The sequence below is a fragment of the Mesorhizobium sp. GbtcB19 genome, from assembly GCF_019091085.1.
Classification (GTDB): domain Bacteria; phylum Pseudomonadota; class Alphaproteobacteria; order Rhizobiales; family Rhizobiaceae; genus Mesorhizobium.
This window is the reverse complement of the sequence record NZ_JAGXJY010000448.1, coordinates 1-241: the sequence shown is the minus strand read 5'-3', so window position 1 is coordinate 241 and position 241 is coordinate 1. Positions and strand designations below refer to the sequence as shown.

Genomic DNA, 241 nt, shown 5'->3' with positions numbered 1-241 from the left:
CTGGTCAATGCGTTATGCCACGCCAACATCCTTGAACCGGCCGAGGCAGGTTACCGCATCATCTTCGACGAATTGAACGACTTTTTATTGGCGTTGAAATTAGCCGCGGACGGCGCGCCAAACTGGCCAACCGCGGCACCCAATGTCGTCACACTGACGATCGAGCTTCTGCTGGACAAAGAACAGGCGAAGGCCACGCAGATGGCGGAGCAGGTCGCCACGGGCAGCGGGAATGCCAGTA

General features: G+C 58.1%; 1 protein-coding gene. It reads left to right on the top strand.

Going from position 1 to position 241, the window contains the following annotated elements; genetic code table 11:
- On the top strand, nt 1–241 hold a 241-nt coding region (locus KVT37_RS32705; RefSeq protein WP_217579073.1), incomplete at both ends, for a hypothetical protein.